Origin of the sequence: Stenotrophomonas sp. CCNWLW57, from assembly GCF_037203925.1 — a bacterium.
Lineage (GTDB): Bacteria > Pseudomonadota > Gammaproteobacteria > Xanthomonadales > Xanthomonadaceae > Stenotrophomonas > Stenotrophomonas rhizophila_A.
In genome coordinates, this window is sequence record NZ_JBBCBJ010000001.1 from 713,887 (window position 1) to 734,641 (window position 20,755).

At 66.9% G+C, this 20,755-nt stretch carries 14 protein-coding genes; 6 read left to right on the plus strand and 8 right to left on the minus strand.

The annotated features are described in order from the left end of the window. Nucleotides 1–64: 64 nt before the first annotated feature. The 7 genes from V9K91_RS03120 to V9K91_RS03150 all read right to left on the minus strand — a co-directional run bounded on the left by V9K91_RS03120 (nt 65) and on the right by V9K91_RS03150 (nt 5,917). Nucleotides 65–424 carry a hypothetical protein gene (locus V9K91_RS03120; RefSeq protein ID WP_068854836.1) on the minus strand — a complete coding sequence of 120 codons (360 nt, stop codon included), beginning with the start codon at nt 422–424 and terminating at the stop codon, nt 65–67. Nucleotides 425–451: 27 nt separating this feature from the next. After that, on the minus strand, nt 452–889 hold the full coding sequence (locus tag V9K91_RS03125; protein WP_068854254.1) for a roadblock/LC7 domain-containing protein: 438 nt from the start codon (nt 887–889) through the stop codon (nt 452–454). Further along, the gene (locus V9K91_RS03130) at nt 882–1,430 is read right to left on the minus strand and encodes an ATP/GTP-binding protein (protein ID WP_336442671.1); all 549 of its coding nucleotides are present in this window, start codon (nt 1,428–1,430) and stop codon (nt 882–884) included. The genes V9K91_RS03125 and V9K91_RS03130 overlap by 8 nt, the downstream gene beginning before the upstream one ends. A gap of 2 nt (nt 1,431–1,432) precedes the next feature. Further along, complete coding sequence (locus V9K91_RS03135) at nt 1,433–2,386, minus strand: hypothetical protein (RefSeq protein ID WP_336442672.1); 954 nt, start codon at nt 2,384–2,386, stop codon at nt 1,433–1,435. A 299-nt stretch (nt 2,387–2,685) separates the two neighbouring features. After that, a complete protein-coding gene (locus tag V9K91_RS03140; protein ID WP_249833234.1) occupies nt 2,686–4,911 on the minus strand; it encodes an NADP-dependent isocitrate dehydrogenase in 2,226 nt (741 codons plus the stop codon). Between the two features lie 165 nt (nt 4,912–5,076). Continuing rightward, entirely contained in the window at nt 5,077–5,574 is a 498-nt protein-coding gene (locus V9K91_RS03145) for a hypothetical protein (RefSeq protein ID WP_093534890.1), read from the minus strand. A 46-nt stretch (nt 5,575–5,620) separates the two neighbouring features. Then, nucleotides 5,621–5,917 (minus strand): LysM peptidoglycan-binding domain-containing protein, encoded by a 297-nt coding sequence (locus V9K91_RS03150; protein WP_068854260.1) that lies wholly within the window; start codon nt 5,915–5,917, stop codon nt 5,621–5,623. A 144-nt stretch (nt 5,918–6,061) separates the two neighbouring features. On the opposite strand from V9K91_RS03150, the gene queF reads away from it, so the two are divergent. After that, nucleotides 6,062–6,880 carry an NADPH-dependent 7-cyano-7-deazaguanine reductase QueF gene (gene queF / locus V9K91_RS03155; RefSeq protein WP_095363132.1) on the plus strand — a complete coding sequence of 273 codons (819 nt, stop codon included), beginning with the start codon at nt 6,062–6,064 and terminating at the stop codon, nt 6,878–6,880. Between the two features lie 24 nt (nt 6,881–6,904). On the opposite strand, the gene V9K91_RS03160 is transcribed toward queF, so the two are convergent. Then, nucleotides 6,905–8,221 (minus strand): M20 family metallopeptidase, encoded by a 1,317-nt coding sequence (locus tag V9K91_RS03160; RefSeq protein WP_093534894.1) that lies wholly within the window; start codon nt 8,219–8,221, stop codon nt 6,905–6,907. 241 nt (nt 8,222–8,462) lie between these two features. Here V9K91_RS03160 and V9K91_RS03165 point away from each other — a divergent pair, with 241 nt between their 5' ends. The 5 genes from V9K91_RS03165 to yccS all read left to right on the plus strand — a co-directional run bounded on the left by V9K91_RS03165 (nt 8,463) and on the right by yccS (nt 20,733). Then, complete coding sequence (locus V9K91_RS03165; RefSeq protein ID WP_336442673.1) at nt 8,463–9,707, plus strand: efflux RND transporter periplasmic adaptor subunit; 1,245 nt, start codon at nt 8,463–8,465, stop codon at nt 9,705–9,707. A gap of 86 nt (nt 9,708–9,793) precedes the next feature. Continuing rightward, nucleotides 9,794–13,024, plus strand: a complete 3,231-nt coding sequence (locus tag V9K91_RS03170; protein ID WP_336442674.1) for an efflux RND transporter permease subunit — start codon at nt 9,794–9,796, stop codon at nt 13,022–13,024. After that, nucleotides 13,021–16,143, plus strand: a complete 3,123-nt coding sequence (locus tag V9K91_RS03175) for an efflux RND transporter permease subunit (RefSeq protein ID WP_068854265.1) — start codon at nt 13,021–13,023, stop codon at nt 16,141–16,143. Before V9K91_RS03170 ends, V9K91_RS03175 begins: the two co-directional genes overlap by 4 nt. A 221-nt stretch (nt 16,144–16,364) precedes the next feature. Further along, on the plus strand, nt 16,365–18,422 hold the full coding sequence (locus V9K91_RS03180) for a TonB-dependent receptor (protein ID WP_336442675.1): 2,058 nt from the start codon (nt 16,365–16,367) through the stop codon (nt 18,420–18,422). 133 nt (nt 18,423–18,555) lie between these two features. Then, the gene (gene yccS, locus V9K91_RS03185) at nt 18,556–20,733 is read left to right on the plus strand and encodes a YccS family putative transporter (RefSeq protein WP_336442676.1); all 2,178 of its coding nucleotides are present in this window, start codon (nt 18,556–18,558) and stop codon (nt 20,731–20,733) included. Nucleotides 20,734–20,755: the final 22 nt, after the last annotated feature.

Here is a 20,755-nt window from a genome sequence, read left to right on the forward strand (position 1 = left end):
CGGCAAGCGATCCCATCCCGGGCTGCCACCGACCACCCGGGGTGGCCGGCAGCAGCGTCAGGTCTTACAGCGCCAGGGACGCCTCCACGTCCTGCACCCGGCGCCGTGCCAGTGCCAGGTTGGACTTGTTGCGGTCCAGCACCAGGTAGAGGAACAGGCCCTTCCTGGAGGCCACCGGGCGCATGATGTGGTACGCCTTGCCCAGCGAGATCAGGATGTCCTCGATGGTGTCGTTGAGGTTCAGCGACGCGGCGGTCTTCATCTTCGCCCGGATCACTTCGGTATTGCCCGCTGCCGCCACTTCCATGTCCATGCCCGAGCCCGCTTCGCCCAGCAGCATGCCGCTTTCATAATCCACCAGTGCCACCGCCTGCGCGCCGTCGATGGTCATCAGCGCGCTCAAGGTTTCGCTCACTCCTGCCATGTTGCACCCCATTTGGTTATCGAGCCCCTAGTTCCCCTGCGGATCGGCTCGTGATCCGCTGAGTTCGGCCATGATGTTGCGGCCACATTCCTTTGCACTCCAAAGCACCTTGCCGGTCACGCAGCGCGTGTCGCAGGCGGCCATCAGCAACAGCGGTGCGGGCGCGCACGGCAGCGCCAGCATCAGCACCTTGCCCTCGCCGGCTTCCAGCATCAGTACTTCCAGTTCGCCCAGCGACAGCTCGCGGCCCACGGCGGCGGCCAGTGCCAGCATCGCGCTGGTCATTGCCGCCAGGCGCTCGCCGTTACCGTGGCTGCCGGCGGCCGGTACCAGCGCGAAGCCATCCACGCTGGCCAGCACCGCGCTGCGCACCCCATTGAGACTGTCGGCGAACGCCTGAAGGTGCTGGGCAACACGGTCGCGCACGGCCGGTTCCAGCCGACGCACATCCTGCCCGTCAGCCATGGGCCAGCACCAGGTCGCGGGTTTCCATCTCGCTCATCAGCACGTCCATCAGGAAGAGTCCTTGTTCGCGTTCGCGTGCGTCCACCGGCATCACCGGCAGCAGGCGGTCATCCCAACCCGCGACCGTCGCGCAGGAATCGAGGTCGAAGTCCGGGGCGAGGTCCATGCGCGAAACGCCAATCACGGCCGGCACCTGCGTGGCATGCTCACGCAGCACACCCAGATAGCTCTGCAGCTCCTCCACCGCCGTGTGACGGGTGGCATCCAGCAGCAGCACCACGCCACTGGCGCCCTTCAGCAGGATCGGCCAGATGAACTCGAAGCGCTGCTGCCCGGGCGTGCCGTAGAGCCGCAGGCGGTCGCCGTTGGGCAGGTCGATATCGGCGTAGTCCATCGCCACCGTGGTAGAGGCCTTGTCGGCGCCGGCGCGGTCGCTGTTGTGCACGTCGGTATCCACCACCGCGCCTGCGGCGATGGCACGCACCAGGGTCGACTTCCCGCACCCCATGCCCCCCAGCACCACGATCTTGTGTTCGCGCATGCTCAGCCCCCGCCACGCTGGCGAACGCTGCGCCACATCCGGGCCAGCAGGGTGCCGCCGCCCTCCCCTGCACGCAGCGGCGCGCTGCTGGCCGGCGCATCTTCCAGCGCGGCGTAGCCACACAGGTACGCCGGGTGCACGAAGCTGCGTACCGCATCCGGTGCCACGTCCAGCAGGGAGGCGCACTCGTCCACGCTGCACGCGCGCTTGAGCAGCAGCGAACACAGCCGGAAGCTGTCGTGCTGGTGGCCCAGCACGCGGAAGTCGGGCCAGCGCAGCAGCTTCACCCGCGCACCGCGTTGCAGCCGGACATCCAGGTCATGCCAATGCGCGGGGCGTTGGCCCCATTGCCACAGCAGCGGGCGCAGCGGCTGGCGCGGCAGCGTGCCGCCCAGTTCCTGGTAGCGGCGTTCGGAAAGCCCGTGCAGTGACAGCGCTTCAAACTGATCTGACAGAAGCTGGGCAAGGCTGCAGGGGTCGGTACCAGGCAGCACCACCATTTGATCCTGCGCGAAATCCAACAGCAGGGTGGGCACTTCGTTGAGCACCAGCACCGCGTGGCCCTGCCGCGCAGGCAGGCGCTCGCGCAGCGCGCGGGTGATCGCCTTGGCGCCCTGCGCCGTGCACGGTTCGTCGATCCGCAGCGGCGCACCCGGCATCTGCCGCAAGGCGTCTTCGATGGCGTGGTCGTCGAGTACGCCGTAATCATCGCCCTGTCCCTGGTGCAACTGCCCGTTCTGGTCTTCCACCCAGACCTGGATGCGCGGTCGCTCGCGCACCATGCGCAGCGCGGCGTTGCGCAGTGCCGGCGTGTCCTTGATCACCAGCAGGTCGCACTCGTCGAGGTCGCGACAGCTGCGTACCGTATCGGCCGGCAACGAGGCGGCCACGCGCAGGCGCTGCAGCAACGCCCGTTCTCCCTGGACATCCGATCCGACCACCAGCACCCTGGCCATGCCCTTCCCCTGGCTTGTGAGAGATCACAGCTACTGCGGAACGCTCGCCGATAGCCTATGCCAAGGATCTCGCGCAGATCGGTGACGGATTGCTCACTTCGCGTTGGCGAAACGGTCGGATCCTTCCGGTGTGCGCGCCCTGGCAGCATGCAGGTTTCATGCCTTCTTTACCTGTTGCGGCTGGCGAGAGAGTGCCAGAACCACCCGGACGGGTGTCACGTATTTGCGGGCAAAAAAAAAAGGAACCCGCGCCAGGCGCGGGTTCCTCGGTTACTGCCTTGGTGCCGGTGGCTGAAGGCTTACAGCGCGGCCAGTGCGTCGTTGAACGTGCCGCTCGGGCGCATCGCCTTGCTGGCCTTGGCCACGTCCGGGCGGTAGTAACCGCCGATGTCGACCGGCTTGCCCTGCGCGGCGATCAGCTCACCGACGATGGCCGCTTCATTGTCCGACAGCGCCTTGGCCAGCGGGGCGAAGCGGGCCTTCAGCGCGGCATCGTCGTCCTGCGCGGCCAGGGCCTGGGCCCAGTACAGCGCGATGTAGAAGTGGCTGCCACGGTTGTCGATGCCACCGAGCTTGCGCGAGGGCGACTTGTCGTTGTCCAGGAACTGGCCATTGGCCTGGTCCAGGGTCTTGGCCAGCACCGTCGCACCGGCATTGTCGTAGCGGTTGCCCAGGTGCTCGAGCGAGGCAGCCAGGGCCAGGAATTCACCCAACGAATCCCAGCGCAGGTAGTCCTCTTCCACGAACTGCTGCACGTGCTTGGGAGCCGAACCACCGGCGCCGGTTTCGAACAGGCCACCACCGGCCATCAGCGGCACGATGGAGAGCATCTTGGCGCTGGTGCCCAGTTCCATGATCGGGAACAGGTCGGTGAGGTAATCGCGCAGCACGTTGCCGGTCACCGAGATGGTGTCTTCACCCTTGCGGATGCGGTCCAGCGAGAACGCGGTCGCTTCCACCGGGGCCAGGATGCGGATGTCCAGGCCGTTGGTATCGTGGTCCTTCAGGTAGGTTTCGACCTTGGCGATCACCTGCGCATCGTGCGCGCGCGAGGCATCCAGCCAGAACACGGCCGGGGTGCTGCTCAGGCGGGCGCGGTTGACGGCCAGCTTGACCCAGTCCTGGATCGGGGCGTCCTTGGTCTGGCACATGCGCCAGATGTCGCCGGTCTGCACGGCGTGTTCGAACACCACGTTGCCGGCATCGTCGGTGACGCGCACGGTGCCGTCGGCCGGAATCTGGAAGGTCTTGTCGTGCGAGCCGTATTCTTCAGCCTTCTGCGCCATCAGGCCGACGTTCGGCACCGAGCCCATGGTGGCCGGGTCGAACGCGCCGTGGGCGATGCAGTCGTCGATCACGGCCTGGTATACACCGGCGTAGCAGCGGTCAGGAATGACAGCCTTGGTGTCCTGCAGCTTGCCATCGGCATTCCACATGCCACCGGAGTCGCGGATCATGGCCGGCATCGAGGCATCGACGATGACGTCGCTGGGCACGTGCAGGTTGGTGATCCCCTTGTCGGAATTGACCATGGCCAGGCCCGGGCGCTTGCCGTATTCGGCAGCCAGGTCGGCCTTGATCGCTTCCTGGGTGGCTTCAGGCAGCTGCGGCAGGCGCGCGTACAGGTCGCCGATGCCGTTGTTGGGGTCGAAGCCGGCCTGCTTGAGCACGTCGGCGTGCTTGGCCAGCACGTCCTTGTAGAACTCTTCGACGACCACGCCGAACATGATCGGGTCGGAGACCTTCATCATGGTGGCCTTCAGGTGCAGCGAGAACAGGACGCCCTTGGCCTTGGCATCGGCGATCTGCGCCTGCACGAACGCGGCCAGCGCGTTGCGGCTCATCACCGCGGCATCGACGATCTCACCAGCTTTAACGGCGGTCTTTTCCTTCAGCACGACGGTGGTGCCGTCGGCCTGCTGCAGTTCGATCTTCAGGTTGCCGGCGGCGGCCAGGGTGGCCGACTTTTCGCTGCCGTAGAAATCGCCGCCGTCCATGTGCGAGACGTGCGACTTCGATTCGTTGGACCACTTGCCCATGCGGTGCGGGTGCTTGCGGGCGTAGTTCTTGACCGACAGCGGCGCGCGGCGGTCGGAGTTGCCTTCGCGCAGCACCGGGTTCACCGCGCTGCCCTTGACCTTGTCATAGCGCGCCTTGATGTCGCGCGAGACGTCGTCAGTGGGCACGTCCGGGTAGTTGGGCAGGGCATAGCCCTGGTCCTGCAGCTCCTTGATGGCCGCCTTGAGCTGCGGCACCGAGGCGCTGATGTTGGGCAGTTTGATGATGTTGGCGTCCGGGGTGGTCGCCAGCTGGCCCAGTTCGGCCAGGTGGTCGGCTTCCTTCTGGTCGTCCTTCAGGAAATCCGGGAACAGCGCCAGGATGCGGCCGGACAGCGAGATGTCACGGGTTTCGACTGCGATGCCGGCGGTGGCAGTGTAGGCCTCGACGATCGGCAGCAGCGACTGGGTGGCCAGGAACGGGGCTTCATCGGTAAGCGTGTACAGAATCTTGGGCGTGTTCGACATGGGGGACAGTGCTCTCCGGGTAACCCCCGCATTGTCGCGGTTTCAGCCCCGGGGAGCAAAGCGGGGCCATACGCGGTGGTATTGGAACGCTGTGTGGCACAAAAAAAGACGCAGCCTCGCGGCTGCGTCCATCGTGAGCCCGTGCCGGGAGAGAGTCGGCGGGACTTACTTGACCTCAAACTCCTGCGGCGTTCCGGCCGCCTTACCATCTACCGTGACCTCCGCGCGGTACTTGCCCGCCGGCCAGCCATTGGCATTCGTGAAGCTGATGTTGGTGGTCTCATCGCCGGTGGTGTTCAGCACCTGGCTCTGTTCACCCGCCACCTGGCCGTCCTGATAGGTCAGCTTGGCGCCAACGTTGGCGTTGGTGGCCGTGCCTGCGGTGCGGACCGAAATGATGATCACGTCTTTCGGAGCAAACAGTGCTGCCGACGCGACGGTCTTGTCGGCCGCGGCGGTCTTGCCGACAGTTACGCCGGAAACGTTGACCGGCGCGGCGGCCGTCATCGGCTGCGGTGCGGCGGGCTCGACCGGCGTCGTCGCTACCGGAGCAGCCGGCTGCGCGTTGTTGTCGACGGTTTCTTCTTTCTTCTTGCAACCGGCCAGCGCAACGGTGGCCAGCAGGGCAGCAAGTACCGCGGTACTGATGGACGTCTTCTTCATGGAATTCCTCCCTGGGAATCAATAATGGACAGCAGGCGGAGCGGGCTTAGTCTTTAGGCGGCAGTTTGAGCGTCTGGCCCGGGAAGATCTTGTCGGGGTCATCCAGCACGTCACGGTTGGCCTCGAAAATCTTCTTCCAGGCGTTGCCATCGCCCAGCTCGTTCTTGGCAATCTTCGACAGCGAGTCACCACTCTTTACGGTGTAGGTGCTACCCCCCACCTTTTCGGCGGTGGTATCCACCGAAGCGGTCACGCCGGAGAAATCTGCCTTTTCCACCTTCTGCGCGGTGGTATCCACGCTGGAGGTGACGCCGGAGAAATCGGCCTTCTTGTCGGTACTCATCCACACGCTCCCGTCTTGAATAGAACGACCTGGATCGCATGGTGTCACAGGCCTTGTTAATGGGGCATGGCGCAGGCGTGAAGACGCTGGACGTATTTCTGAACGGGGCGCTGGAGGGGCCGCCGGCCACGCTAAAATGGCGCCATGAATACCCCCCAGGACTCCAGCCTCGGTCGCGAGGTTGCTTACCCCTCCCAGTACGATCCCGCCCTGCTCTTCCCGATCCCGCGCCGCGCCGCGCGCGAGGAGATCGGCGTGGACGAGGCCAACCTGCCGTTCGTCGGCCATGACCGCTGGCAGGCCTATGAGCTGAGCTGGCTGGACCGGCGCGGCAAGCCACGCGTCGCCGTCGCCACCATCAGCGTGCCGTGCACCTCGCCGAACCTGATCGAATCCAAGTCGTTCAAGCTCTACCTCAACTCGCTCAACAGCACGCGCTTTGACGATGACGAGCAGGCCCGCCAGCGCATTGCCGGTGACCTGTCGGCCTGTGCCGGGGCGGTGGTGAACGTGGTGTTCGGGGTGCCGCTGCTGGTGGAAGCGGCCGAAGGCGAATCACTGGATGAGCTGGATGTGGCGATCGAGCGCTACGGCCCGCCGGCGCCGGAGTACCTGTCGGCCAATGCCGGCCAGGTGGTGACCGAGACCCTGAGTTCGGCGCTGCTCAAGTCCAACTGCCCGGTCACCGGCCAGCCGGACTGGGCCAGCGTGAGCGTGCGCTACCGCGGCCCGCGCATCGACCGCGAAGGCCTGCTGCGCTACCTGGTGAGCTACCGCGAGCATGCCGAATTCCACGAGCAGTGCGTGGAGCGCATCTTCAACGAGCTCACCCTGCGCTGCCAGCCCGAATGGCTGGAAGTAGAGGCGCGCTACACCCGCCGCGGCGGGTTGGACATCAACCCGTGGCGGGCCAGCGCCGGCATCGAGCAGCCGGCGCGGACCGTGCGGGACCTGCGCCAGTAGCGCACGACCGTTGGTCGTGCGACCTCAGCCCGGCTTCGGCGCGTTGAGGAAATCCAGGCTCACCTGCAACAACGCCCGCAGGCCTACATCCAGCGCCTTCTCATCGAGCAGGAACTTCGGGGAGTGGTTGGCCGGGGCCTTGGCCGGGTCAATCCCTTCGCTGGTGGAGCCGACGAAGAAGAACATGCCCGGCACCTGCTGGGCATACAGCGAGAAGTCTTCGGCGCCCATCTGCAGCGGCGGCTCGTAGACGTTGGCTTCGCCGACCACGGCCTGCAGGCTGGGCAGCATGCGCGCGGTCAGGCCCGGGTCGTTGACCGTGGCCGGGTTGCCTTCGGCTTCGAAGATCTCGGTCTCCGCCTTGGCACCATGCGCGGCGGCGGTGTGCTCGGCCACGTTGCGCAGGTCGGCGAAGATCTGCTGACGCATGCCTTCGTCGAAGGTGCGGATGGTGCCCACCATCTCCACTTCGTCGGGAATGATGTTGTAGCGGATGCCGCCCTTGATCGCGCCGAAGGACACCACCGCCGGCTGCTTGGAGATGTTGGAGCGGCGGCTGACGATGGTCTGCGCGGTGCCCACCAGGTCGGCGGTGGCCACGATCGGGTCGACCCCGTTCCACGGCGCAGAACCATGCGTCTGGCGGCCGATCACCTTGATCCCGAAGCGGTCCGAGGCCGCCATCAGCGGGCCACCGCGGACGGCGATCTGCCCGGCCTGGACGCTGGAGAACACGTGCAGGCCGAACACGGCATCCGGTTTGAAGTCGGCAAACAGGCCTTCCTTGAGCATCAACGCGGCACCGCCCTCTTCCGGCGGCGGCGCGCCTTCTTCGGAAGGCTGGAAGATCAGCATCACTTCGCCGGGCAGGTTTTCGCGCATCTTCACCAGCGCGTCGGCCACGCCGAGCAGGGTGGCGGTGTGGGCGTCATGCCCGCAGGCGTGCATCACGCCCACCGGTTCGCCGCGATAGGTGCTGGTGGCCTTGGAGGCAAACGGCAGGCCGGTCTGTTCGGTCACCGGCAGCGCGTCCATGTCCGCGCGCAGGGCGATGCGCGGGCCGGGCTTGCCGCCCTTGATGATGGCCACCACGCCGTGATGGGCGATGCCGGTCCTGGGCTTCAGGCCCATCGCACGCAGCTGTTCGGCCACCTTGGCCGAGGTGCGCTCTTCGCGGTTGGACAGCTCCGGGTGCTGGTGGAAGTCGCGGCGCCACTGCACTACCTGGGCCTGCAGACGAGCGGCGGCGGCGGTGACTTCCGGGCGTTCTGCCGGGGCGGTGGCGGCCAGCGCGGGCGAGGCGAGCAGCAGGGCGGACAGCAGCAGCGACAGACGGGGCATTCGGGTCTCCGACGGGGTTCCAGGGGCTTGAACCTGAATGTAGGGCATCAGGGTGGTTTTCGCTGTAACTTTCGGCGCCCGGGAACGTTGTCCGGGAAAGCAACCGTCGTCAGTTGAACCTTGTCGGCGCTTGCGGGTCTGACCGCCCGTCCCATTTGTCATGCATTAAAGGACACGGGTGGCGGGTATGCTTTGCCACTGCCAACCGGGCCCCGCCCTTCGCCAGCCTCAGGAGTTTTGAATGTCGCGTTTCTGGAAGATCGTGCTGCTGGTGATCGCAGTGCTGGTGGTGGGGCTGGTCGGCATGCACCTGCTCAACGGTGGCAAGGGCAAGGATGCCAAGCCAGGGGCGCAGGCCGAGGTCGGCAAGGACGGCGAACGCGATACCGGCCCGGTGCCGGTGACGGTGATCGACGCGGCCCGCCAGGATGTGCCGGTCTACGCCAGCGCGCTGGGCACGGTGAGCGCGATGAACACCGTGACCGTAAGCCCGCAGGTGGGCGGCCAGCTGATCAGCCTGAACTTCAAGGAAGGCCAGGAAGTGAAGCAGGGCGACCTGCTGGCGCAGATCGATCCGCGCACGCTGCAGGCCAGCTATGACGAAGCGGCGGCGGCCAAGAAGCAGAACCAGGCCCAGCTGGCCACGGCGCGCTCGAACTACCAGCGCTCCAATTCGCCCGAATACCGCCAGTACGTCGCCAAGACCGACCTGGACACCCAGCGCAACCAGGTGGCCCAGTACGAAAGCGCGGTGGCGGCCAATGAGGCCAGCATGCGCGCGGCCCAGGTGCAGCTGCAGTACACCCGCGTGACCGCGCCCATCTCCGGCATCGCCGGCATCCGTGCGGTGGATGCAGGCAACGTGGTCAGCGCCGGTACCGCGCTGGTCACCCTGACCCAGATCCACCCGATCCACGTGGTGTTCAACCTGCCCGAACGCCAGCTGCCGGACGTGCGCCAGGCCCAGCAGGCCGGCCCGGTGACCATCGCCGCGCTGGACCGCAACGACTCGCACGTACTCACCGATGGCGGAACGCTGGACGTGGTGGACAACCAGATCAGCAGCGACAGCGGCACCTTCCGCGCGCGCGCCCTGTTCGATAACCAGGACAACACCCTGTGGCCGGGCCAGTTCGTCAACGTGCGCATGCAGCTGCGCACCATTGCCGGCGGCGTGGTCATCCCCACTCAAGCCGTCATGCGCGGGCCCGATGGCGAGTACGTCTATATCGTCAAGCCGGACAACACGGTGGCCATGCAGACCGTGAAGAGTGGGGTGGAAGTGGGCGACAGCACCATCCAGATCACCGAAGGCCTCAAGGGCGGTGAGCGCGTGGTCAGCGAAGGCCAGTTCCGGCTCAAGCCGGGCAGCAAGGTCACCGCGCTGAAGCCGGGCGAGACGCCGGCCGCGCCGACCGAGGCCGAACTCAAGGCCGCCGCGCAGAAACAGGGCCCCGGTGGGCGTCGTGGCGGCGGCCCGCGCTGACCGCGCACGCCGTGTCCCCAACGCTGGCCAGGTGGCCGGCGTTCGCCTCCCGCATCGCCGTCTGACGTAACAGCAAGGATCCGCCCGTGGGCTTTTCGACGATTTTCATCCGCCGCCCCATCGCCACCTCGCTGCTGATGGCGGGCCTGCTGCTGCTCGGCATCCTCGGCTACCGCCAGCTGCCGGTCTCGGCGCTGCCGGAAATCGACGCGCCCAGCCTGGTGGTCACCACCCAGTACCCGGGTGCCAATGCGACCACCATGGCCTCGCTGGTGACCACGCCGCTGGAGCGCCAGTTCGGGCAGATCTCCGGGCTGGAGCTGATGACCTCCGATTCGTCGGCCGGCCTGTCCACGATCATCCTGCAGTTCTCGATGGACCGGGACATCGACATCGCCGCACAGGACGTGCAGGCCGCGATCCGCCAGGCCACCCTGCCGTCATCGCTGCCCTACCAGCCGGTCTACAACCGGGTGAACCCGGCCGACGCGGCGATCATCACCCTCAAGCTCACCTCCGACACGCGCCCGCTGCGCGATGTGAACAACTACGCCGACTCGATCCTGGCCCAGCGCCTGTCGCAGGTGCAGGGCGTGGGCCTGGTGTCGATCGCCGGCAACGTGCGCCCGGCCGTGCGCATCCAGGTCAACCCGGCGCAGCTGTCCAACATGGGCCTGACCCTGGAAGACCTGCGCAGCGCGCTGACCCAGGCCAACGTCAACGCGCCCAAGGGCTCGCTCAACGGCAAGACCCAGTCCTACAGCATCGGCACCAACGATCAGCTGACCAGCGCGGCGGAGTACCGCGAGACCATCATCAGCTACAAGAACGGCGCGCCGGTTCGGCTGGCGGACGTGGCCGAGGTGGTCGACGGCGTGGAGAACGACCAGCTCGCCGCCTGGGCCGATGGCAAGCCGGCGGTACTGCTGGAAATCCGCCGCCAGCCCGGTGCCAACATCGTGCAGACGGTGGAGCGCATCCGCGCATTGATGCCGCAGCTGCAGAACGTGCTGCCGGCCGACGTGCACCTGGAAGTGTTCTCCGACCGTACCGAGACCATCCGCGCCTCCGTGCATGAAGTGCAGTTCACCCTGATCCTGACCATCGGCCTGGTGGTGGCGGTGATCTTCGTGTTCCTGCGCCGCCTGTGGGCCACGATCATTCCCTCGGTGGCGGTGCCGCTGTCGCTGGCCGGCACGTTCGGGGTGATGGCGTTTGCCGGCATGTCGCTGGACAACCTGTCGCTGATGGCGCTGGTGGTGGCCACCGGCTTCGTGGTTGACGATGCGATCGTGATGATCGAGAACATCGTGCGCTATATCGAACAGGGCAAGAGCGGACCGGAAGCGGCCGAGATCGGCGCGCGCCAGATCGGCTTCACCGTGCTCTCGCTCACCGTGTCGCTGGTGGCGGTGTTCCTGCCGCTGCTGCTGATGCCTGGCGTCACCGGCCGCCTGTTCCACGAGTTCGCGTGGGTGCTGAGCATCGCGGTGGTGCTGTCGATGCTGATCTCGCTGACGCTCACCCCGATGATGTGCGCCTACCTGCTCAAGCCCGACGCGCTGCCCGAAGGCGAGGACGCCCATGAGCGAGCGCATGCGGCCGGAAAGCAGACCGTGTGGAGCCGCACCGTGGGCCTGTACGAACGCAGCCTGGACTGGGTGCTGGACCACCAGCGCATGACCCTGGCGGTGGCCGCCGGCGCGCTGGTGCTGACCGTGGTGCTGTACATCGTCATTCCCAAGGGCCTGCTGCCCGAACAGGACACCGGGCTGATCACCGGCGTGGTCCAGGCCGACCAGAACATCGCGTTCCCGCAGATGGAGCAGCGCACCAAGGCCGTGGCCGAAGCGCTGCGCAAGGACCCGGCAGTGACCGGCGTGGCTGCCTTCATTGGCGCCGGCAGCATGAACCCCACGCTCAACCAGGGCCAGCTGTCGATCGTGCTGAAGGAGCGCGGCGACCGCGACGGGCTGGAAGACATCCTGCCGCGCCTGCAGAAAGCGGTGGCCGGCATCCCCGGCGTGGCGCTGTACCTCAAGCCGGTGCAGGACGTGACCCTGGATACCCGCGTGGCCGCGACCGAGTACCAGTACTCGCTGTCGGACGTGGACAGCGCGCAGGTCGCGCTGCAGGCCACCCGCCTGACCGAGGCGCTGCGCCAGCGTCCGGAACTGGCGGATGTGGACAACAACCTGTCCAACCAGGGCCGCGCGCTGGAGCTGAACATCGACCGCGACAAGGCCAGCGTGCTGGGCGTGCCGATGCAGACCATCGATGACACGCTGTACGACGCCTTCGGCCAGCGCCAGATCTCGACCATCTTCACCGAGCTCAACCAGTACCGCGTGGTGCTGGAAGTGGCGCCGGAGTTCCGCACCAGCACCGCCCTGATGAACCAGTTGGCGGTGGCCTCCAACGGCGCCGGCGCGCTGACCGGCAGCAATGCCACCAACTTCGGCCAGGTCACCTCGTCCAACTCCTCCACCGCCACCGGTATCGGCGCGCAGAACACCGGTATTCCGGTGGGTGCGGGCAACATCATTCCGCTGGCCGCGCTGGCCGAGGGCAAGGTCACCAGCACCCCGCTGGTGGTCAGCCACCAGCAGCAGCTGCCGGCGGTGACGGTCTCGTTCAACATCGCCCCGGGCTATTCGCTGTCCGATGCGGTCAAGGCGATCGAGGAAACGCGCGCCAGCCTGGACATGCCGGCGCAGGTGCACGCGCAGTTCATCGGCAAGGCCGCCGAGTTCACCGGCAGCCAGACCGACGTGGTGTGGCTGCTGCTGGCCTCGCTGGTGGTGATCTACATCGTGCTGGGCGTGCTGTACGAGAGCTACATCCACCCGATCACGATCATCTCCACCCTGCCGCCGGCCGGCGTGGGCGCGCTGCTGGCGCTGATGGTGTGCGGGCTGAGCCTGTCGGTGGATGGCATTGTCGGCATCGTGCTGCTGATCGGCATCGTCAAGAAGAACGGCATCATGATGGTGGACTTCGCCATCGAGGCGCGCCGCGCCGGAGCCAACGCGCACGAAGCGATCCGCCGCGCCTGCCTGCTGCGCTTCCGCCCGATCATGATGACCACCGCCGCGGCCATGCTGGGCGCGTTGCCGCTGGCGCTGGGCACTGGCATCGGTTCGGAGCTGCGCCGCCCGCTGGGCATCGCCATCGTCGGCGGCCTGCTGATCTCGCAGCTGGTCACGCTGTACACCACGCCGGTGATCTACCTGTACATGGAGCGCTACTCCGAATGGTTGCGCCAGCGCCGTGAACAGCGCGCGCTGCGCAATGCCACCGCACAGGACCGCGCGTGAACATCTCCGGCCCGTTCATCCGCCGCCCGATCGGCACCGCGCTGCTGGCCATCGGCCTGTTCGTGGTCGGGTTGATGTGCTACCTGAAGCTGGGGGTGTCGGCGCTGCCAAACATTCAGATCCCGGTGATCTTCGTGCACGCCAGCCAGTCCGGCGCGGACGCCACCACCATGGCCTCCACGGTCACCGCGCCGCTGGAGCGCCACCTCGGCCAGCTGCCCGGCGTGGACCAGATGCGCTCGTCCAGCTCCGAAGGCAGCTCGCTGGTCTTCATGATCTTCCAGAGCGGGGTCGACATCGATTCGGCCGCGCTGGACGTGCAGACCGCGATCAACTCGGCCCAGGCCGACCTGCCCTCCGGGCTGGGTTCGCCGATGTTCCAGAAGGCCAACCCGAACGACGATCCGGTGATCGCCATTGCGTTGACCTCGCAGACGCAGTCGGCCGATGAGCTGTACAACGTGGCCGATTCGCTGCTGGCCCAGCGCATCCGCCAGATCAGCGGGGTGTCGTCGGTGGACATCGCCGGCGCCTCCACCCCGGCGGTGCGGGTGGACGTCAACCTGCGCCTGCTCAATGCGCTCAACCTCACCCCGGATGACCTGCGCAATGCGGTGCGTGCCGCCAATGTGACCTCGCCCACCGGCTTCCTGACCGATGGCAACACCACCACGGCGATCATCGCCAACGATTCAGTGGCGCGCGCGGCCGACTTCGCCAACCTGGTGATCAAGACCCAGGATGATGGCCGGGTGATCCGCCTGAAGGACGTGGCCAACGTCTACGACGGCCAGCAGGATGCCTACCAGGCCGCGTGGTTCGACCACAAACCGGCGGTGGTGATGTACGTGTTCACCCGTGCCGGGGCCAACATCGTGGAGACGGTGGACCGGGTCAAGGCGCAGATCCCGATGCTGCGCGACTACCTGCAGCCGGGCACCACGCTCACCCCGTATTTCGACCGCACCCCGACCATCCGCTCGTCGCTGCACGAAGTGCAGATCACCCTGCTGATCAGCCTGGCGATGGTGATCCTGACCATGGCGCTGTTCCTGCGCCGGCTGGCACCGACCCTGATCGCGGCGATCACCGTGCCGCTGTCGCTGGCCGGTGCGGCACTGGTGATGTACGTGTTCGGGTTCACCCTGAACAACCTGAGCCTGCTGGCGCTGGTGATCGCGATCGGCTTCGTGGTCGATGACGCGATCGTGGTGATCGAAAACATCATGCGCCACCTCGACGAAGGCATGCCGCGCATGCAGGCGGCCTTGACCGGCGCCCGCGAGATCGGCTTCACCATCGTCTCCATCACCGCCTCGCTGGTGGCGGTGTTCATTCCGCTGCTGTTTGCCAGCGGCATGGTCGGTGCGTTCTTCCGCGAGTTCACCGTGACCCTGGTGGCCGCCATCGTGGTCTCGATGATCGTCTCGCTCACGCTCACCCCGGCGCTGTGCAGCCGCTTCCTCAGCGCCCACACGGAGCCGGACAAGCCCTCGCGGATCGGCCGCTTCCTGGATGCCACTCACGACCGCATGCTGCGCGTGTACACCGTCTGCCTGGACTTCTCGCTGCGCCACGCGCTGCTGCTGTCGCTGACCCCGATCCTGCTGATCGTGGCCACGGTGATGCTGGCGGGCGCGGTCAAGAAGGGATCGTTCCCGCCGCAGGACACCGGCCTGATCTGGGGCCGCGCCAACTCCAGCGCGACGGTGTCCTTCGAAGACATGGTCAACCGCCAGCGCCGCATCACCGACATGCTGATGGCCGACCCGGCGGTGAAAACCGTGGGCGTGCGCCTGGGCAGCGGCCGCCAGGGGTCCAGCGCGCAGTTCAACATCGAGCTGAAGACCCGCAAGGAAGGCCGCCGCGAAACCACCGCGCAGGCGCTGGCCCGGCTGAGCGCCAAGGCCGACCGCTACCCCGACCTGGAGCTGCGCCTGCGCGCGATCCAGGATCTTCCCAGCGATGGCGGCGGCGGCAACAGCCAGGGCGCGCAGTACCGCGTGTCGCTGCAGGGCAACGACCTGGCCCAGCTGCAGGAATGGCTGCCCAAGGTGCAGGCCGCACTGAAGAAGAACCCCATGCTGCGCGACGTCGGCACCGACGTGGACACCGCCGGGCTGCGCCAGAACATCGAGATCGACCGGGCCAAGGCCGCGCGCCTGGGCGTGTCGGTCGGCGCGATCGATGGCGCGCTGTATGGCGCGTTTGGCCAGCGGCAGATTTCGACGATCTACTCGGACATCAACCAGTACAGCGTGGTGGTCAACGCGCTGCCGGAGCAGACCGCCACCCCGCGCGCGCTGGATGAGATCCACGTGCGTGCCGGCAATGGCGAGATGATCCCGATCACCGCCGTGGCGCGCCAGGTCCCCGGGCTGGCCCCGCCGCAGATCACCCACCAGAACCAGTACACCACGATGGACCTGAGCTACAACCTGGCCCCGGGCGTGAGCACCGGCGAAGGCGAGGCGATCATCAAGGCCACCGTGGACGGGCTGCGCCTGCCCGGCGACATCCGCATCAGCGATGGCGGCGGCTTCAACGTGCAGCTCAACCCCAATTCGATGCTGATCCTGGTGCTGGCCGCCATCATCACCGTGTACCTGGTGCTGGGCATGCTGTACGAAAGCCTGGTGCACCCGGTGACGATCCTGTCCACGCTGCCGGCGGCGGGCGTGGGCGCGCTGCTGGCGCTGTTCGTGACCAATACCGAGCTGTCGGTGATCTCGATGATTGCGCTGGTGCTGCTGATCGGCATCGTCAAGAAGAACGCGATCATGATGATCGACTTCGCCGTGGTGGCCCAGCGTGAGCACGGCAAGAGCCCGCTGGAAGCGGTGCGCGAGGCCAGCATCGTGCGCTTCCGCCCGATCATGATGACCACCATGGTGGCGATCCTGGCGGCGGTGCCGCTGGCGATCGGCCTGGGCGAAGGGTCCGAGCTGCGTCGCCCGCTGGGCATCGCGATGATCGGCGGGTTGCTGTTCTCGCAGAGCCTGACCCTGCTGAGCACCCCGGCGCTGTATGTGATCTTCTCGTGCCTGCAGCAGCACTGGCGCGGCTGGCGCGCGCGCCGGCGCGAGAAGGCGATGATCAAGCGCGCTGCACGCGCGTAACGCGGCGCACGACCAACGGTCGTGCGCTACCGCGTTCATGACGATCATTTGACGCGCGGCACTCAAAAGAGAACAATTCGCATCAGCCACGGTCCTGCCGCGCCTCGCGCACCGCGCTGACTCCGCCTTCGCGGGCAGTGCCCCGACTCAGCCACGCCCTCTTCTTCCGCTTTCAACTGATCGCGGACGGTGTGCTGCTGTCCGCAGAGGACCCCCACTCGATGCCTGCTTCCGTACTTCCGCTCCACGCCCTGCGCCCGGCCCTGCTTGCCCTGTCTTTGTCCCTGGCCTGCGCGGCCCACGGCCAGTCCCGCTCGGCCACCGAGCTGGACGCGGTGAAAGTCACCGCCGAACGCACCCACGCCGAGACCGGCGCCCTGGGCGACCGCCCGGTACGCGATACCCCGTTCGCGATCTCCGTCATCGGCCGCGAGGACATCGAGAAGCGCCAGGTGGTCTCGCTGGGCGAGGCGTTCCTGACCGACCCGTCGGTGGTCACCCAGGTCAGCGCCTACGCCAGTGGCTGGAGCTCGCCAATCCGCAACCGCGGCATCGATCTCAGCTACGACAGCTACCGCGTCAACGGCCTGCAGGTGTCCTCGTGGGGTACCGAGTGGCCGCTGGAAGTGATGGAACAGGTGGAACTGCTCAAGGGCCCGGGCGGCTTCATGTACGGCTTCGGCCAGCCCGGCGGCATCATCAACTACGTCACGAAGAAGCCCACCGATGCCCCCACCTTCTCCGCGCAGCTCGGCTGGCGCGAACAGGGCATCGTCAGCGGCCAGGTCGATGTCGGCGGCCGCTTCGGCAACGAAGACATGTTCGGCTACCGCTTCAACGCCTACCAGGAGAAGGGCGAAACCTTCAACGGTGGCGAAGTGAACCGCAAGGTCGGTGCGCTGTCGCTGGATGCACGCCTGGGCGATGCGCTCACCTGGACCTTCGATGGCGTGTTCCAGGAGCGCGATCTCAGCGAGGAATCGCCGCAGTACTACTTCATCGGCCTGACCGAACTGCCGCGCCCGATCGCCGGCGATGTCAACAACGCCATTCCGGGCACCTTCTACGACACCCGCTCCAGCTTGCTCTCCACTGCACTGAACTGGCAGATCAACGACGACTGGAAGGCCAGCCTGAGCTATGGCTACACCTCGTCGTGGAACGACGTGAACAAGATCTTCGCCTACATCGACGACGTCAATGGCGACTACGACGTCAACGTCTACGAGCTCGGCGGCAAGAGCGAGTGGAAGCTGGCCCAGGCCATCGTGCAGGGCCGCTTCCAGACCGGCCCGCTGTCGCACCAGCTCGTCGCCGGCGTCTCGCACCAGACCGGGCTGGGCTGGGACCGCCCATACGAATGGAACACCATCGGCCGTGGCAACCTCTACCAGCGCCCCACCCTGCGCCATGACGCCGTCGGTTCGCAGGCGCTCACCCGCGGCAGCGAAACCGTACAGCAGGCGGTGTTCGTCAGCGATACGGTGGATTTCGGCCACGGCTGGTCGGTGCTGGCCGGTGCGCGCTACAACGACTTCGAGACCAAGGGTGCCTACCACACCTACCCGGTCACCCCGACCTACGCGGTGATGTTCAAGCCGGCCGATGCAGTCACGCTCTACACCAGCTACGTCGAATCGCTGGAAGCGGGCAGCCGGGTTGGCAGCGACTACATCAACGCCGGCGACGTGCTCGATCCAACCATCAGCAAGCAGTTCGAGATCGGCGCCAAGATCGAATACCCACGCTGGAACGCCAACGCGGCTGCGTTCCGCCTGGAGCGCGGTGCCAACATCGACCGCCTGACCAGCGGCGGCAAACTGCTGGTGCAGGACGGCATCACCCTGTACGAAGGCGTGGAAGTCAGCGGTGACGTCCGCCTGACCGATGCCTTCACCCTCGGCGGCGGCGTGACCTGGCTGGACCCGACCTACGACAAGCTCTCGCCCGACAGCAGCACCCAGGAAGGCAACCGCACCGCCGGCGCAGCGCGCTGGAACGGCGTGGTGCACGCCGATTACAGCGTGCCGCAGGTGGAAGGCCTTAGCCTGTACGCCCTGGCCCGCTACTACGGCGACGTGTACTACGACGCCGACAACACCCTCAAGCTGCCCGACTACACCCTGGTCAACGCCGGCATCGGTTACCGCATGCAGGCCAACGGTCACCCGGTTACCTGGCGCGCCAGCGTCGAAAACCTCACCAACAGGAAGTACTGGTCCAACGCCGGCATCGGCCTGCCGCGCACGTTCGCGGTGAGCGTCAGGTTTGATCTGTAAGCGAAGGGCGTAACAGCCCGTCATTTCATTCGTTGCGAGCGGTGAGGCCGGCGGGGGTGGGTACCTACCAACCGGCTATGTCGGCTTCACCGCGATGACGCAATAATGAGGCGCCACCGCCCGACGAGTCCGCATGTCCGCCCGAGAATCCCGCCTGAGTCGCCTGTGGGCGCATGAGAAGGCCAGCTACGGGCTGCGGGTGTTCATTGCGTTGTCCGTGGCCATGGGCGTGTGCTGGCACCTGGACCAGCTGCCTGCGCTGCCCGGCGTATTCCTCGGCATCATCGCCAGCGCCATTGCCGAAACCGACGACAACTGGTGGGGCCGCACCAAATCCGTCGCCCTCTCCCTGCTGTGCTTCGTGGTGGCCGCCGCCGCCGTGGTCGAGCTGTTCGCCTGGCCGTGGCTGTTCATTGCAGCCCTGGCCCTGTCCACCTTCAGCCTGACCCTGCTCGGGGCGCTTGGCGAACGCTACGCCTCCATCGCCCAGGCCACCGTCACCCTGGCCATCTACACCATGATCGGTCTGGAACAGCACGGCGCCGACGACCGCGCCCAGGCCATCACCGCCGTCAGCCACCTGCTGGCCGGCGCCGTCTGGTACGGCATGCTGTCCATCCTGTGGACCGCCCTGTTCGCCAACCGCCCCGTGCGCGAACGCCTCGCCCGCCTCTACCTTGAACTCGGCCGCTACCTTCAGCTCAAGGCCGACCTGTTCGAACCGGTGCGCGATGCCGACGTGCAGAAGCGCCAGCTGGCCCTGGCCGAACAGAACCGCCGCGTCGTCGAAGCGCTCAACATCGCCAAGACCGCCATCCTGGCCCGGTTCGGCCGCTCCGGCCGCCCGGGCGTGCAATCCGGCCTGTACCTGCGCCTGTACTACATGGCCCAGGACTTCCACGAACGCGCCAGCTCCTCGCACTACCCCTATGGCGCGCTCACCGATGCCTTCTTCCACAGCGACGTGCTCTACCGCTGCCAGCGCCTGCTCGCCCTGCAGGGCGAAGCGTGTGCCAACCTGGGCACCGCCATCCGCATGCGCCGGCCGTTCCAGTACGGCGACCGGACCCGCCAGGCCACCACCGACCTCACCGATTCCCTCGCCTGGCTGCGCGCCCAGCACAACCCCCAGTGGCAGCGCCTGCTCTCTTCGCTCGAACTGCTCGGCAACAACCTGCAGAGCATCGAACGCCGCCTGTCCGAAGCGGCCCAGTCCGAATCCACCCTGGACAACGTCGACACCCGCCTGCGCGACACCAACCCGCATACCCTGCGTGAGATGGGGGTGCGCATCCGCCAACAGCTCACTCCCGGCTCGCTGCTGTTCCGCCACGGCCTGCGCATGGCGCTGGCGCTGATCGTGGGCTTTGCCGCCATCCGCCTGTTCAATGCCCAGAACGGCTCCTGGGTGCTGCTCACCATCGTGTTCGTGTGCCGCCCCAACTTCGGCGCCACCCGCCAGCGGCTGGCCCAGCGCGTCGCCGGCACCCTGATCGGGCTGGTGCTCACCTGGGCGCTGATGCAGCTGTTCCAGGACCTGCGCATCGAATTGTTGATCGCCCTGCTTTCCGCGCTGCTGTTCTTCTTTACCCGCAGCGACCGCTACCTGGTCGCCTCGGCCGCGATCACCGTGATGGCACTGACCTGCTTCAACCTCATCGGCGATGGCTTCCTGCTGATCTGGCCGCGGCTGGTCGATACCCTGCTGGGCTGCGCGATCGCCGCCGCCGCCGCGTTCCTGATCCTGCCAGACTGGCAGGGCCGCCGCCTCGACCTTGTCATGGCGCGCGTGCTTGAACGCTGCGCCGGCTACCTGCAGGCGGTGCTGGGCCAGTACGGCAGCGGCATGCAGGACGACCTGGCCTACCGCATCGCCCGCCGCGACATGCACAACGCCGATGTCGCCCTGTCCACCGCGCTGTCCAACATGCTGCGCGAACCGGGCCACGTGCGCGGCAACCTGGACGCCGGCTTCCGCTTCCTGGCGCTGTCCAACACCCTGCTCGGCCACCTGTCCGCGCTCGGCGCCCACCGCGCGCAGCTGGACAGCTATGCGCAGGACCCCCTGGCCCGTTCCAGCGGCGAACGCGTGCAGCAGGCCATGCAGCAGATCGCCGGCGCGCTGGAACGGCGCGAACCGGTGGACGAGGCCGCCAACGAGGGCGACCGGGCCCTGGCCGAGCAGCTGGAGCAGCTCAATGATGAGATGCCGCCGAAGCTGCAGCTGATCCGCACCCAGATCGGCCTGATGCTGCGCCTGCTGCCCAAGCTGCGCGCCGCCGCGAACGAAATAGGGACCGGGACCGCGTGATAGGCTGCGCCGGTTCGCAAGG

What these genes read in the sequence shown, in the direction of transcription:
- V9K91_RS03120 (WP_068854836.1), bottom strand. Translation starts at nt 424, where the DNA reads ATGGCAGGAGTGAGCGAAACCTTGAGCGCGCTGATGACCATCGACGGC.
- V9K91_RS03125 (WP_068854254.1), bottom strand. Translation starts at nt 889, where the DNA reads ATGGCTGACGGGCAGGATGTGCGTCGGCTGGAACCGGCCGTGCGCGAC.
- V9K91_RS03130 (WP_336442671.1), bottom strand. Translation starts at nt 1,430, where the DNA reads ATGCGCGAACACAAGATCGTGGTGCTGGGGGGCATGGGGTGCGGGAAG.
- V9K91_RS03135 (WP_336442672.1), bottom strand. Translation starts at nt 2,386, where the DNA reads ATGGCCAGGGTGCTGGTGGTCGGATCGGATGTCCAGGGAGAACGGGCG.
- V9K91_RS03140 (WP_249833234.1), bottom strand. Translation starts at nt 4,911, where the DNA reads ATGTCGAACACGCCCAAGATTCTGTACACGCTTACCGATGAAGCCCCG.
- V9K91_RS03145 (WP_093534890.1), bottom strand. Translation starts at nt 5,574, where the DNA reads ATGAAGAAGACGTCCATCAGTACCGCGGTACTTGCTGCCCTGCTGGCC.
- V9K91_RS03150 (WP_068854260.1), bottom strand. Translation starts at nt 5,917, where the DNA reads ATGAGTACCGACAAGAAGGCCGATTTCTCCGGCGTCACCTCCAGCGTG.
- queF (WP_095363132.1), top strand. Translation starts at nt 6,062, where the DNA reads ATGAATACCCCCCAGGACTCCAGCCTCGGTCGCGAGGTTGCTTACCCC.
- V9K91_RS03160 (WP_093534894.1), bottom strand. Translation starts at nt 8,221, where the DNA reads ATGCCCCGTCTGTCGCTGCTGCTGTCCGCCCTGCTGCTCGCCTCGCCC.
- V9K91_RS03165 (WP_336442673.1), top strand. Translation starts at nt 8,463, where the DNA reads ATGTCGCGTTTCTGGAAGATCGTGCTGCTGGTGATCGCAGTGCTGGTG.
- V9K91_RS03180 (WP_336442675.1), top strand. Translation starts at nt 16,365, where the DNA reads ATGCCTGCTTCCGTACTTCCGCTCCACGCCCTGCGCCCGGCCCTGCTT.
- yccS (WP_336442676.1), top strand. Translation starts at nt 18,556, where the DNA reads ATGTCCGCCCGAGAATCCCGCCTGAGTCGCCTGTGGGCGCATGAGAAG.